We start from the raw sequence: 13,050 nt of genomic DNA, 5'->3' as shown, positions 1-13,050 counted from the left end.
TGATGACTGAATCAAACGAAACGCCGAACACTGTAGAAGAAGGCGACGAGTCCAAGCACCGCCGCATCAAGAGTTTTGTGATGCGCGCCGGCCGCATGACCGAAGGCCAGCAAAAGGGCCTGGAGCAAGGTACGCCGCTGTTCGTGTTGCCCCTGGCCGACGCGCCGGTGGATTACGACCAGGTGTTCGGCCGTTCGGCCCCGCGTTCCCTGGAAATCGGCTTCGGCATGGGCCACTCCCTGCTGGAAATGGCCGCCGCCGCGCCAGACCAGGATTTCATCGGTGTGGAAGTGCACCGCCCAGGTGTCGGCGCGCTGCTCAATGGCGTGCTCACCCAAGGGCTGACCAACCTGCGTGTGTATGACTGCGACGCGATCGAAGTGCTCAACCGCTGCATCGCCGACAACAGCCTCGACCGCCTGATGCTGTTCTTCCCCGACCCGTGGCACAAGGCCCGTCACCACAAGCGCCGTATCGTCCAGGCCTCCTTTGCGGAACTGGTACGCAGCAAGCTTAAGGTTGGCGGCATCCTGCATATGGCCACCGACTGGGAGCCGTATGCGGAATACATGCTGGAAGTGATGAACGTCGCCCCTGGCTACCGCAACATCGCCGAAGACGGCAAATGCGTGCCACGCCCGGCTGAGCGTCCGATCACCAAGTTCGAACGCCGCGGCGAGCGGCTGGGGCATGGGGTTTGGGATTTGAAGTTCGAGAAGCTGGCCTGACCTAAACGCAACCCTTGTAGGAGCGAGCTTGCTCGCGAAAAAACCATCGGCGACGCGGGCTACCTGATAGCGCTGCGTTATCGTTGACGTTCTTCGCGAGCAAGCTCGCTCCTACAGTGTGGTGTTGGGTCTGGATCAGCGGCGGTCTGCTACTACGCCAATCAACACCAGCACCACCACCAACACTGGCGCCAGGCTGTAGTTATTGAACTGGCTCAACCCCCGCACAATCCACGGCGTGGCGTAGATCAGTGCGGCGCCGCTGCCGATCATGCACACCAGCGCCATCAACGGTACGCGCAACGCGCCGGCGATGCTGCCCAAACGCGCTTCCACCCAGCCTTTGATATCGGCGCCAAACAGCACCAGCAGGCAGCCCACAAGGGCCAGGGAGATTTCCGACAGGTTGCTACGGCTCCAGCGGGATACGGTGGCGAGCAGGTCGAGTACCAAATCCATTCGATTTCCTTAAGAGCGATCAGCTCAAAAACTTCTGCAACAGGTCATTGAGAAAGAGTTGCCCACGGTCGGTCGCCGCCAGGCGTGACGGTTCGACCTGCATTAAGCCACTTTGTTCGGCCTCGCGACGGCCTTCATCGAGGCTCGCCAGATCGAGGCCGGTGCGCTCGGCGTAAAGCTTGGCCTCGACGCCCTCGGTGAGGCGCAACGCGTTCATCAGGAACTCGAATGGCAATTCTTCGTTGGTCAGTTCCTTCGCGCCGGCCTGAAAGCTTTTGGCCGGGTTGAGGTAGTCCTTCGGTGCTCGGGTCTTCCAGGTGCGCACGATGCGCCCGTCGGGGTGGCTGAGCTTGCCGTGGGCACCGGCGCCGATGCCGATAAAGTCGCCGAAGCTCCAGTAATTCAGGTTATGCCGCGCCGGGCGACCCGGTTGGGCGTAGGCCGACACTTCATATTGCGCGTAACCGTGTTCGGCAAGCAGCGCCTGGCCGGCCTCCTGAATGTCCCACAACGTGTCGTCTTCCGGCAGCGCAGGTGGTTGGTTCCAGAATACGGTGTTCGGCTCTAACGTAAGTTGGTACCAGGACAGATGCGTCGGCTTCAGCGCGATGGCCTGGCGCAAGTCGCTCAGGGCGTCGTCCAGGGACTGATCGGGCAAACCGTGCATCAGGTCCAGATTGAAGTTATCAAACCCGGCCTGACGCGCCATGCCGGCGGCGCGCACGGCTTCGTCGCCATTGTGGATACGGCCGAGGGCCTCAAGCTTTTCCTGCTGGAAGCTCTGAATGCCGATGGACAGGCGGTTGATCCCCAGCTTGCGATAGGCGACGAACTTCTCTTGTTCGAAGGTCCCTGGGTTGGCTTCCAGGGTGATTTCGATATCACTGGCAAACGGGATGCGCGCTTCCACACCCTTGAGCAGGCGGCCCAATGCGGCGGCGCTGAAAAGGCTCGGCGTACCCCCGCCAAAGAAGATCGAACTCAGCTCGCGACCGTACACGGCGTGCAGGTCCTGATCGAGGTCGGCCAGCAGTGCATCCACATACTCCTCTTCCGGCAGCACCTTGCTGGCGGTGTGGGAGTTGAAGTCGCAATAAGGGCATTTGCGCACACACCACGGGATGTGGATATACAGCGCCAGGGGCGGCAGTACCGGCAAGGCCGCCCGAGGTGTTTGCGCGCCGCCGTGGATCAGCGGCTGCGCAGAGGTGTTCTGGGTCATTTCAGGCTCAGGCGTTGGCGCAGCAAATCCATTGCGCGAGCACGGTGGCTGATCTGGTTCTTGTCGGCTGGGCTCAATTCGGCGCTGGAGACATTGCGCTCCGGCACCCAGAACAGCGGGTCATAGCCAAAGCCATGTTCGCCACTGGCCGCATGCAGGATGCGCCCGTGCCACAGGCCTTCACACAGGATCGGCAGCGGGTCGTCGGCGTGGCGCACCAGGGCCAGCACGCAGACGAACTGCGCGCCGCGCTCGGCGTCCGGCACGTCCTTGAGCGCGTCCAGCAGCTTGGCGTTGTTGGCCGCATCGCCCTTGCCGTCGGCATAACGCGCCGAATAGATGCCAGGGGCGCCGCCGAGGAAGTCCACCGCCAGGCCCGAGTCGTCCGCCAGTGCCGGCAGGCCGGAGATACGTGCGGCATTACGCGCCTTGAGGATGGCGTTCTCGACGAACGACAAGCCGGTCTCTTCCGGCTCCACCTGGCTGAATTCGCCAATGGAGCGCAGGTGCACGGAGTCGCCGAGCATCGCCTGCAATTCTTTGAGTTTGCCGGCGTTATGGCTGGCCAGTACGAGTTGGGTGAGTTTCATCATTCGGCCGGGAACAGTTCTTGGTTGAATTGGAAGCTATGGGCTTTGCCACCGGTTTCAACATTGATGGTAAACGTCTTGTATTCCCGCTGGGTCACGGAGTAGGGCGCGAGATAGTTGACGCCGCCTTTCTCGTTGATCTGCTTGAAGGTCAGGATCTCGCTCTTGCCGCCCAGGTCCTTGATGGTGCCGGTGACTTGCGCGGCCACCGGGGTCACGCCCTTGATCACGGTCACGTTGATCAGGCCCTTCTCCTTGCTGCGTACCACGCCAGCAGCCTGGGCCGTTTCCGGTTGCAGGAAGCTGGAGGTGAAGGTGTTGTAGTGCACGGTGATGTCACCGAAGTCTTTCTTGCGGTTAGCGTCTATTGCGTCTGCGGCCACGGCGCTGGCGCCCAGGCAGGCGGTCAATAGAAAAATAGCCAAACGACTCATGAGCGTCCCTCTTGAAGATGATTAGACGGCAATCTTGTGGTCGGTCAAGCCAGGGCTGCTGACCCGGTAAATACCAATTTCGCCCAACAGGTTGGGCCATAGTTTACTCGCCCAGCCGTGGCGGTGCTGTTGATCGACAGCGAGGCGGTTGATCACCTTGGCTTCACGTTCGCCACACAGCGCTTCGAAGTCTTCGAAGGTGCAGAAGTGGATGTTCGGCGTGTTGTACCAGGTGTAGGGCAGGAAGTCCGACACCGGCATGCGGCCCTTGGTGGCCAGGTACCAGCGGCAGCGCCAGTGGCCGAAGTTGGGGAAAGTGATGATGCACTGGCGGCCGACGCGCAGCATTTCGTCGAGGATGCGGTCCGGGTAGTGCACGGCTTGCAGTGCCTGGGTCATCACCACGATGTCGAAGCTGTTGCTGGCAAAGTTGCCCAGGCCCTTGTCCAGGTCCTGCTCGATCACGTTGATGCCCTTGGCCACGCACTGGGCGATATTGTCCGGGTCGTTTTCCAGGCCGTAGCCGGTGACTTGCTTGTTGTCGCGCAGCCAGCTCAGCAGTTCGCCATCGCCGCAGCCAAGGTCGAGCACGCGGCTGCCGGCGGGGATCCATTCTTGGATGATTTCCAGGTCGGCTCTCATGGCGTTCTCACACAGTAATCCGGTTCATGTAATTGCCGAACGCCTGCAAGTAACGCGGGATCGGAATCAGGAAGGCGTCGTGGCCTTGCGGCGCATCGATTTCCAGGTAGCAGACGTCTTTGCGCGCGGCCATCAGCGCGTCCACCAGCTCACGGGAGCGGGCCGGCGAGAAGCGCCAGTCGGTGGTGAACGACATCACGCAGAACTTGGCCGTGGCGCCTTCGAAGGTTTTCGCCAGGTCGTCGTCATGGTTGGCCGCCGGGTCGAAATAGTCCAGCGCCTTGGTCATCAGCAGGTAGGTGTTGGCGTCGAAACGCCCGGAGAACTCCTCACCCTGATAACGCAGGTAGCTTTCCACCTGGAACTCGACGCTGTGGAAGTCGTAGTTGAGCTTCTCGCTCTTGAGGCCACGGCCGAATTTCTCGCCCATGGAGTCATCGGACAGGTAGGTGATATGCCCCACCATCCGCGCCAGCATCAGGCCGCGCTTGGGGATCACCCCGGCTTCCTGGAACGAACCGCCGTGGAACTCAGGGTCAGTCAGGATGGCCTGGCGCGCCACTTCGTTGAAGGCGATGTTCTGCGCTGACAATTTGGGGGCCGAGGCGATGGCCAGGCAATGGCGCACGCGATCCGGGTAGGTGATGGTCCATTGCAGCGCCTGCATACCGCCGAGGCTGCCGCCGATCACGGCGGCCCATTGGTGGATGCCCAGCAGGTCGGCGAGACGCGCCTGGCTGTGCACCCAGTCTTCCACCGTCAGCACGGGGAAATCGGCGCCGAACGGTTTGCCGGTTTCCGGGTTGATGCTGCTCGGGCCGGTGGAACCGTTGCAGCCCCCGAGGTTGTTCAGGCTGACCACAAAGAACTTGTTGGTGTCGATGGGCTTGCCGGGGCCGATGCAACTGTCCCACCAGCCGGGCTTGCGCTCGTCGACCGAGTGAAAACCGGCGGCATGATGATGGCCGGACAAGGCGTGGCAGATCAGCACGGCGTTGCTCGCCGTGGCATTCAGTTGGCCGTAGGTTTCATAGATCAGGTCATAGGCAGGCAGCGAACGCCCGCAGGCCAGGGCCAACGGTTCGCTGAAGTGCGCCACTTGGGGCACGACCAGTCCAACAGAATCGGGGGGGAAGGCAGCTGGCATCGACCCTGCTCTCGTTTAAATGAGGCGTAAGTCTAAAGACCGCTGCACCTAGCGGCAAGCAATGGCGAGGGAGGGGCCTCCCTCGCCAGGGAACATCAGATCAGCAGGCGCAGAATCTCTGGCATGCCGGTCATGGCTGCCAGGTTGTTGATCACCAGCATGTCCAGCAACTTGAGCACCATGAACGCCAGGATCGGCGAAATATCCAGGCCACCCAGGTTCGGCAGCAGCTTGCGGAACGGCGCCAGGGCAGGTTCGCAGATCTGGTTCACCAGCTCGGCGCCAGGGTTGTGGCTGCCGGGGGCGACCCAGGACAGGATCACGCTGATGATCAGGGCGAAGAAGAAGATTTTCAGGAACAGCGCGGTCACGCCGATGATGGCCCAGACCAGCAGTTGCACGAAGTTGCCGGTGGTGCCGTAGGTCAGGAGCAGGGTCAGCGCCATCAAGGCCAGCTGTACCAGGATCGCCAGGACCAGCGACGACATGTCCAGGCCGAACAGGCTCGGAATGATCCGGCGCAGCGGCTTGAGCAGCGGCTGCGTGGCCTTGACGATGAACTGGCAGAGCGGGTTGTAGAAGTTCGCACGCACCAGTTGCAGCACGAAGCGCATCAGTACGATCAGCAGGTACAGACTGCCAAGGGTTTGCAGCACATAGACGGCTGCGGTGTTCAAACCAATCATGTTGGCTCCTTATTTGCCCAGTTGTTCGGCGAGTTCCGCCGAGCGGTGCGCAGCGGCACCCAATGCTTTTTCCACCAGGGCTTCAAAGCCCCCGGCCTGGAACGACTCGATGGCCGCCTGTGTGGTACCGCCTGGCGAGGTCACGCGACGGCGCAACTCGGCGGCGTCCACATCGCTGGCCACCGCCATATGCGCGGCGCCCAGGGCAGTCTGCTCGGCCAGTTGCTCGGCGACGTCCTTGGACAGGCCCAGTTTCACGCCAGCGGCAGTCATGGCCTCGATCAGCAGGAAGAAGTACGCCGGGCCGCTGCCGGACACGGCGGTGACCGCGTCCAGTTGCTGTTCCTGCTCCAGCCACAGGGCGAGGCCCACGGCAGACAGCAGCTCCTGCGCCTGGTCACGTTGTTCGGCGCTCACTTGCGCGGTGGCATACAGCCCGCTCACACCTTGGCTGACCAGTGCTGGCGTATTGGGCATGCAGCGCACGATCGGCTGGGCACCGAGCCAGGTGTTCATGCTGGCGCAGGTGATGCCGGCGGCGATGGACACCACCAGTTGCTGCGGCTGCAGGCTCGGACGCAGGCTTTCGCACACGGCTTTCATGGCCTGCGGCTTAACGGCCAGCACAATCACATCGACGCCCTGGATGGCCTCGGCGTTATCGGCAAAGGTTTCAATGCCGTGCTCGGCGCTGGCACGGGCACGGGTGTCGGCGCCTGGGTCGCTGGCGCGGATCTGCGCGGCGTCCAGGCCCTTGGCCCGCAGGCCACCGATCAGGCTGGCCGCCATGTTACCGGCGCCGATAAAGGCAATACGCGTGTTGCTCATGACAGGTCCTTACTCAGAGGGAAGTCAGCCATTTCATGGCTGGCCGTAGTCGCGGGCACCAAACAGGGCGGTACCGATCCGCACCCAGGTGGCGCCTTGGGCAATGGCCGACTCTAGGTCGTGGCTCATGCCCATGGAAAGTGTGTCCAGCGGCAGGTTCAGGCTGTTTTGCAGGTCGCGTACCGCGGCGAACGCTGCGTCTTGCGCGGTCCGATCTTCAGTCGGCTCAGGAATCGCCATCAGGCCGCGCAGCTTCAAGCGCGGCAGGGCGCTGATGGCGTCGGCCAGGGCTGGCAGGTCGGCGGGCGTACAGCCGGACTTGCTGGCCTCGCCACTGACGTTGACCTGGATGCAGATGTTCAGCGGCGGCAGGTCGGCCGGGCGTTGTTCGGACAAACGTTGAGCGATTTTGAGGCGGTCCACGGAATGCACCCAAGCGAAGTTCTCGGCGATAGCGCGCGTCTTGTTCGATTGAATGGGGCCGATGAAGTGCCAACTCAAGGGCAGGTCGGTTAATTCGGCCTGTTTGCCCAAGGCTTCTTGCAGATAGTTCTCGCCAAAGTCGCGCATGCCGGCGGCATAGGCTTCGCGCACGGCTTGCGCGGGTTTGGTCTTGCTCACGGCCAGCAGGTGGATGCTGCTTGCGTCACGTTGCACGGCGTCGGCTGCGCCGCGGATGCGCTGGCTAACCTGGCCGATGTTGTCTGCTATCGTCGACATTCAAGATGCGCCCGTGGATATGGAGTCCGCGGCATTCTACTGGAAATGGAAAGCCCTATGGATATCACTGAATTACTCACGGCCAGCGTGCGCCGTGGCGCCTCCGACTTGCATGTGTCCGCCGGCCTGACGCCGATGCTGCGCCTGGATGGCGAGGTCTGGCCGCTGGAGGGGCCGGTGCTTTCACCTACGCAAGTAGCGGACTTATTGAGCCCTTTGCTCGCTCAGCACCAGCAAAAGGATTTCGAAACATCTCTAGAAACAGATTTTGCCTTCGAACTGCCTGGCGTGGCGCGCTTCCGGGCCAATGTGTTCCGGCAGGATCGCGGCATGAGTGCGGTGTTTCGCACCATCCCGTCTGAGGTCCAGAGCCTGGAAAGCCTTGGCCTTGGCGAAGTGTTTCAGCGTATCGCCCAGTTGCCACGGGGCTTGGTGCTGGTTACCGGCCCGACCGGCTCGGGCAAGTCTACGACTCTGGCGGCGATGATCGATTTCCTCAATCAGCATCGGCGCCATCACATTCTTACCCTTGAAGACCCCATCGAATTTATCCACACGCCGAAAATGGCGTTGATCAATCAGCGCCAGGTGCATCGCGACACCCATGGTTTTTCCACCGCCCTGCGCTCGGCGCTGCGGGAAGACCCGGACGTGATCCTGGTGGGCGAACTGCGTGACCTGGAAACTATCCGTCTGGCGCTGACGGCGGCTGAGACCGGGCACCTGGTGTTTGGCACCCTGCACACCAGTTCGGCGGCAAAGACCGTAGACCGGCTGGTGGACGTGTTCCCGGCTGGGGAAAAGGCCATGGTCCGCTCGATGCTGTCGGAGTCGTTGCAGGCGGTGGTGTCCCAGGTGCTGGTAAAGAAGATCGGCGGCGGACGCGTGGCGGCCCATGAAATCATGCTGGGCACGCCGGCCATTCGCAATTTGATTCGGGAGGACAAGGTGGCGCAGATGGTTTCAGCGATCCAGACCGGTGGGGCGTTGGGGATGAAGACGCTGGATATGAGTTTGAAGGCGCTGGTCGTGGGCGGGGTGATCAGCCGCGAGGACGCACGGGAGAAGGCGAGGGTGCCGACAGACCTGTAGGAGCGAGCTTGCTCGCGAAAAACTGACAGGCGCCGCGTTCATTCTGAATGCCCGCGTCATCGTTATCGTTCTTCGCGAGCAAGCTCGCTCCTACAGTAGATCGATCAGCGCTGGACGACCCGCAGGTTGTTGTTCTGCTCTTTCGGCAACACGCGCTTGGCAATCACGTAGTTCTTGTCCCAGAACGGCTTCTTCAGCGTGTCGATACTGACCGCCTTGCCACGACGCGGTGCGTGGATGAAGCGATCGTTGCCCAGGTAGATGGCAACGTGGTTCACCTGGCGGCTCTTCAGTTTGAAAAACAACAGGTCACCGGGTTTCAGGTCCTTGCGATCAACCTTCTGCCCGTGGCCGGCGGCCATGGCGTTGGAAGTACGCGGCAGGTCCACGGCAGCGACGTCGTTAAACGCATATTTCACCAAACCGCTGCAGTCGAACCCTTTACTTGGGCTGCTGCCGCCCCAACGATAAGGAGTACCGAGCACGTTGACGGCGCGGCTGAGGACGGTGCTGCTCTGCTTGGTGTTGACGCCGACCAGGCCCGGGACTGCTTTACCGTTGTGGGCCTTGCTCAGTTGAGTCGGGCGGTTGACGGTCAGCTTTACCGACTTGGCGGTGCTTGGCGTGCTGTGGACTTTAGGGGTGAAACCGTTAACGTTAGGAAGTCGTTGCTCACGATTGGTGGCGTGGGCGGCCAGTGGCATTAATAGGCAAATGGTTAGCCATGTCTTGAAAAATGGTCGCATTAGGCGTGGCTCTTATGGGTTTGCGCGCAACTTTATAACAGCTTTTTGTGTCGTTCTCAGGCCGTTTGTCGACTGAACCTTGACGTCAAAATCAGGAAAAACGCGACGATTCGCCGCAATTGTCCTACACAAGTCAGGTGGCATAAGGCTTTCAGGGCAGGGAAGATACCATTTGCCGTACGTCGGGCGCCTGTAAAAAAGTCACAAAGAAAATGAAAAAATTTATCTATTGAGGCAAAAGAGGTACGCGATGAACACCTATCAGCAGATTGGCCCGCAGCAAGACACCCACAGTAAGGTGATCGGTTACCTGCTGTGGATTTTCGGTTTTACCGGAGCGCATCGCTTCTATTACGGCAAACCCGTCACCGGCACGATCTGGTTTTTCACCTTCGGCTTGCTGGGAATCGGCTGGTTGATCGACCTGTTCCTGATCCCGGCCATGGACCGTGAAGCGGACATGCGTTTTACCGCCGGGCCCATCGAATACAACGTGGCCTGGATCCTGTTGGCGTTTCTGGGGGTATTTGGCGTGCACCGCATGTACCAGGGCAAATGGATCACCGGCCTGATCTACCTGCTGACCGGCGGCTTGTTCCTGGTGGGGGTGCTGTATGACTTCTGGACGTTGAATACGCAGATTTCGATCCGCAATGCCGAACGCAATTCCGGGCGGTAAATAAGCGGTAGGAGCGAGCTTGCTCGCGAAGAACGTTAACGAAAACGCAGCGCTCTCAGGTAGCCCGCGTTGCCTGTCCGTTCTTCGCGAGCAAGCTCGCTCCTACAGTGTTGGTAGCGTCAAGCCTGGTAGCTGATGCGGCCGTCAACCAGGGTGTAACGCACCGTCGCCGGCAGGCTATGGCCGATGAACGGGCAGTTTTCACCCTTGGACAACCACCGCTCCCCGGCAACCGTGGAGCTGGCCGGGTCAAACAGCACCAGGTCCGCCGCCGAACCCACCGCCAGCTTGCCCGCCGGCAGGCGCAATGCCTCAGCCGGGCCGGCACTCAGGCGTGCCAGCAAGGTCGGCAAGTCCAGCAACCCATCTTCCACCAACGTCATCGCCAACGGCAGCAACAGTTCAACACTGCTGATACCCGGCTCTGTCGCGCCAAACGGTGCCAGCTTGGCATCCCGCTCATGGGGCTGGTGATGGCTGGAAATCGCCGAAACCACACCCGATTTCACCGCCGCGCGCAACCCGTCGCGGTCGGCCAGGGTGCGCAGCGGCGGCTGCACGTGGTACAGGCTGGAGAAGTCGATTAGCGCTTCATCCGTCAGAATCAGCTGATACAGCGCCACATCTGCCGTCACCGGCAAACCACGGGCCTGGGCCTGGGCGATCAGGGCGACTCCGCGAGCGCTGGTCAACTGGCTGAAGTGCGCACGCACCCCGCTTTGTTCCACCAGCAACAGGTCACGGGCCAGGGCCACGGTCTCGGCGGTTTCCGGAATGCCCGGCAGGCCGAGGAAGCTGGCCACGGCGCCTTCATGGGCCAGGCCGCCTTCGGCCAGGTCGCGGTCCTGGGAATGGAAGATCACCGTCAGGTCGAAGGTGGCCGCGTATTCCAGAGCGCGCAGCAGCGTGCGGGTGCTGCGGAAGCTTTCCAGGCCATTGCCGAACGCCACGCAACCGGCGTCGCGCAGGGCGATCAGTTCGGCGAGTTGTTCGCCTTCCAGGCCTTTGCTCAAGGCGCCGATAGGGAACACCTTGCAATTGCCGGCTTCGCGGGCGCGGTCGAGGATCAGCTCGGTCACGGCCGAGGTGTCGAGGATCGGTTTGGTGTGCGGCGGGCAGCACAGGCTGGTCACGCCACCGGCAGCGGCGGCGCGGGTTTCGCTGATGATGTTGCCCTTGCGGCTGTAACCCGGCTCGCGCAGGGCGACGTTCAGGTCGACCAGACCAGGCGCGGCCACCAGGCCTTTGGCGTCGAGGGTTTCAGTCGCGCTGAAACCCGCAGGGGCGGCGCCGATGGCGATAAGCTTGCCGGCTTCCAAGTGCAGATCAGTAACCTGATCCAGGCCACTGGCCGGATCGATAACGCGAGCGCTAAGAATGCTGAGCTTCACTGGGCGTTCTCCTGCTCGAATTGACGTTGCGCGGTTTGCCCGCTCATGGCCATGGACAGCACGGCCATGCGGACGGCGATGCCGTAGGTGACCTGGTTCAGGATCACCGACTGAGGGCCGTCGGCCACCGCCGACTCAATCTCCACCCCACGGTTGATCGGGCCTGGGTGCATCACGATGGCATCCGGCTTGGCGCCGGCCAGGCGTGCGGTGGTCAGGCCGAACAGGCGGTAGAACTCGCCTTCGCTCGGCAGCAGGCCACCGGCCATGCGCTCGCGTTGCAGGCGCAGCATGATCACCACGTCCACATCCTTGAGGCCTGCGGCCATATCGGTGTAGACCTTCACGCCGTACTGCTCGATGCCGATCGGCAGCAGGGTTTTCGGGGCGATCACGCGGATATCCGGGCAACCCAGGGCTTTGAGGGCCAGCATGTTCGAGCGTGCAACCCGCGAGTGCAGGATGTCGCCGACAATGGCCACCGAGAGGTTTTCAAAGCTGCCCTTGTGCCGACGGATGGTGAGCATGTCGAGCATGCCTTGGGTCGGGTGGGCGTGACGGCCGTCGCCGCCGTTGATGATCGCCACCTGCGGGCACACGTGTTCGGCGATGAAGTGCGCGGCGCCGGAATCGCCGTGGCGGACCACGAACATGTCGGCGGCCATGGCTTCCAGGTTGCGCAGGGTGTCGAGCAGGGTTTCGCCCTTGCTCGCTGACGAGGTGGACACGTTCAGCGTGATCACGTCGGCCGACAGCCGCTGGGCCGCCAGTTCAAAGGTGGTACGGGTGCGCGTGGAGTTCTCGAAGAACACATTGCAGATGGTCTTGCCGCGCAGCAGCGGGACCTTCTTCACCGCGCGGCCACCGACTTCAAGGAACGAGTCGGCGGTGTCGAGGATTTCGGTGAGCAGTTCGCGGGGCAAACCGTCAAGGGACAAGAAGTGTTGCAACTGGCCCTGAGCATTGAGCTGCAGCGGGCGCTTGGCATCGAGAGGCGTCATCGCGGGGACTCTTTACAAGGCGGTTTAAAGGGCGAGGTCTTGCAGTTCGAGTTCGAGCGGCGTGGGACCGGACAATTTTACCCGTTGGTGGGCTTGCAGCGACAGTGTGGCGCCGACCACATCCGGGCTGATCGGCAGTTCGCCGGCATCCAGGTCGAGCAGGCACACCAGGGTCACGCTGGCCGGGCGGCCATAGTCGAACAGTTCGTTCATGGCGGCGCGGATGGTGCGGCCGCTCATCAGCACGTCGTCGATCAGCACCAGGTGCTGGCCTTCAATCTCGAATGGCAGGGCCGACGGGCGCACTTGTGGGTGCAGGCCGTTCTGGCTGAAATCGTCACGGTAGAAGGACACGTCGAGGGTGCCGAGGGGCGAGTCGCTGCCCAGTGCTTCCAGCAATGCCTGGGCCACCCACACACCACCGGTGCGAATGCCGATGAAGCGCGGCTCGCTGATGTTGCGGTGTTGCAGATGGGCCGTGAGGCTTGTGGCCATCTGGCTGATCAGTTCGGCGGGGTTCGGCAGGCTCATGCAGGCTCCTTCAGGACCTTGGCGCAGGCAAGGTCCGGGCTCAAACGTAAAAGACACTGTAGGAGCGAGCTTGCTCGCGAAGAACTCACAGGCGCCGCGTGCATCACTGGATGCGCGCGTAATCGTTGACGTTTTTCGCGAGCAAGCTCGCTCC

General features: G+C 62.0%; 16 protein-coding genes. 3 read left to right on the top strand and 13 right to left on the bottom strand.

Going from position 1 to position 13,050, the window contains the following annotated elements:
• The first annotated feature begins 2 nt into the window (after nucleotides 1–2).
• Nucleotides 3–728: a tRNA (guanosine(46)-N7)-methyltransferase TrmB gene (gene trmB / locus CI807_RS04540; RefSeq protein ID WP_095013881.1), complete on the top strand. Its 726-nt coding sequence runs from the start codon at nucleotides 3–5 to the stop codon at nucleotides 726–728.
• Nucleotides 729–863: 135 nt separating this feature from the next.
• Here trmB and CI807_RS04535 read toward each other — a convergent pair whose 3' ends face one another.
• From CI807_RS04535 to CI807_RS04495, 9 genes are all read right to left on the bottom strand, one after another.
• A complete protein-coding gene (locus CI807_RS04535) occupies nucleotides 864–1,187 on the bottom strand; it encodes a DUF3392 domain-containing protein (protein ID WP_016972961.1) in 324 nt (107 codons plus the stop codon).
• A 19-nt stretch (nucleotides 1,188–1,206) separates the two neighbouring features.
• On the bottom strand, nucleotides 1,207–2,409 hold the full coding sequence (gene hemW, locus CI807_RS04530) for a radical SAM family heme chaperone HemW (RefSeq protein WP_095013880.1): 1,203 nt from the start codon (nucleotides 2,407–2,409) through the stop codon (nucleotides 1,207–1,209).
• Complete coding sequence (gene rdgB, locus CI807_RS04525) at nucleotides 2,406–3,002, bottom strand: RdgB/HAM1 family non-canonical purine NTP pyrophosphatase (RefSeq protein ID WP_095013879.1); 597 nt, start codon at nucleotides 3,000–3,002, stop codon at nucleotides 2,406–2,408. The genes hemW and rdgB overlap by 4 nt, the downstream gene beginning before the upstream one ends.
• A complete protein-coding gene (locus CI807_RS04520) occupies nucleotides 2,999–3,433 on the bottom strand; it encodes a DUF4426 domain-containing protein (protein WP_095013878.1) in 435 nt (144 codons plus the stop codon). Before CI807_RS04520 ends, rdgB begins: the two co-directional genes overlap by 4 nt.
• Before the next feature lie 21 nt (nucleotides 3,434–3,454).
• Nucleotides 3,455–4,075, bottom strand: coding sequence for a methionine biosynthesis protein MetW (gene metW / locus CI807_RS04515; RefSeq protein ID WP_010207236.1), 621 nt, complete (start codon nucleotides 4,073–4,075; stop codon nucleotides 3,455–3,457).
• A 7-nt stretch (nucleotides 4,076–4,082) separates the two neighbouring features.
• Nucleotides 4,083–5,222, bottom strand: a complete 1,140-nt coding sequence (locus tag CI807_RS04510) for a homoserine O-acetyltransferase (protein ID WP_095013877.1) — start codon at nucleotides 5,220–5,222, stop codon at nucleotides 4,083–4,085.
• Nucleotides 5,223–5,317: 95 nt separating this feature from the next.
• A complete protein-coding gene (locus CI807_RS04505; RefSeq protein WP_095013876.1) occupies nucleotides 5,318–5,908 on the bottom strand; it encodes a YggT family protein in 591 nt (196 codons plus the stop codon).
• 9 nt (nucleotides 5,909–5,917) lie between these two features.
• A complete protein-coding gene (gene proC, locus CI807_RS04500; RefSeq protein WP_095013875.1) occupies nucleotides 5,918–6,736 on the bottom strand; it encodes a pyrroline-5-carboxylate reductase in 819 nt (272 codons plus the stop codon).
• Nucleotides 6,737–6,769: 33 nt separating this feature from the next.
• On the bottom strand, nucleotides 6,770–7,456 hold the full coding sequence (locus CI807_RS04495) for a YggS family pyridoxal phosphate-dependent enzyme (protein ID WP_095013874.1): 687 nt from the start codon (nucleotides 7,454–7,456) through the stop codon (nucleotides 6,770–6,772).
• 57 nt (nucleotides 7,457–7,513) lie between these two features.
• Between CI807_RS04495 and CI807_RS04490 the strand changes: the two genes are divergently transcribed.
• Nucleotides 7,514–8,548, top strand: a complete 1,035-nt coding sequence (locus CI807_RS04490; protein WP_095013873.1) for a type IV pilus twitching motility protein PilT — start codon at nucleotides 7,514–7,516, stop codon at nucleotides 8,546–8,548.
• A 104-nt stretch (nucleotides 8,549–8,652) separates the two neighbouring features.
• Here CI807_RS04490 and CI807_RS04485 read toward each other — a convergent pair whose 3' ends face one another.
• On the bottom strand, nucleotides 8,653–9,294 hold the full coding sequence (locus CI807_RS04485) for a C40 family peptidase (protein WP_016976039.1): 642 nt from the start codon (nucleotides 9,292–9,294) through the stop codon (nucleotides 8,653–8,655).
• A 250-nt stretch (nucleotides 9,295–9,544) separates the two neighbouring features.
• On the opposite strand from CI807_RS04485, the gene CI807_RS04480 reads away from it, so the two are divergent.
• A complete protein-coding gene (locus tag CI807_RS04480; RefSeq protein WP_095013872.1) occupies nucleotides 9,545–9,973 on the top strand; it encodes a TM2 domain-containing protein in 429 nt (142 codons plus the stop codon).
• A 119-nt stretch (nucleotides 9,974–10,092) separates the two neighbouring features.
• Here CI807_RS04480 and CI807_RS04475 read toward each other — a convergent pair whose 3' ends face one another.
• From CI807_RS04475 to pyrR, 3 genes are read right to left on the bottom strand one after another with little or no spacing between them, the layout of a single operon-like run.
• Entirely contained in the window at nucleotides 10,093–11,364 is a 1,272-nt protein-coding gene (locus tag CI807_RS04475) for a dihydroorotase (protein ID WP_095013871.1), read from the bottom strand.
• Nucleotides 11,361–12,365 carry an aspartate carbamoyltransferase catalytic subunit gene (locus CI807_RS04470; RefSeq protein WP_016976042.1) on the bottom strand — a complete coding sequence of 335 codons (1,005 nt, stop codon included), beginning with the start codon at nucleotides 12,363–12,365 and terminating at the stop codon, nucleotides 11,361–11,363. The genes CI807_RS04475 and CI807_RS04470 overlap by 4 nt, the downstream gene beginning before the upstream one ends.
• Before the next feature lie 24 nt (nucleotides 12,366–12,389).
• Nucleotides 12,390–12,896 carry a bifunctional pyr operon transcriptional regulator/uracil phosphoribosyltransferase PyrR gene (gene pyrR / locus CI807_RS04465; RefSeq protein ID WP_016976043.1) on the bottom strand — a complete coding sequence of 169 codons (507 nt, stop codon included), beginning with the start codon at nucleotides 12,894–12,896 and terminating at the stop codon, nucleotides 12,390–12,392.
• Nucleotides 12,897–13,050: the final 154 nt, after the last annotated feature.

This window comes from Pseudomonas sp. NS1(2017), assembly GCF_002269425.1.
GTDB lineage: Bacteria > Pseudomonadota > Gammaproteobacteria > Pseudomonadales > Pseudomonadaceae > Aquipseudomonas > Aquipseudomonas reactans.
The sequence above is the reverse complement of the archived record's forward strand: the minus strand, read 5'-3'. Positions and strand labels throughout refer to the sequence as shown.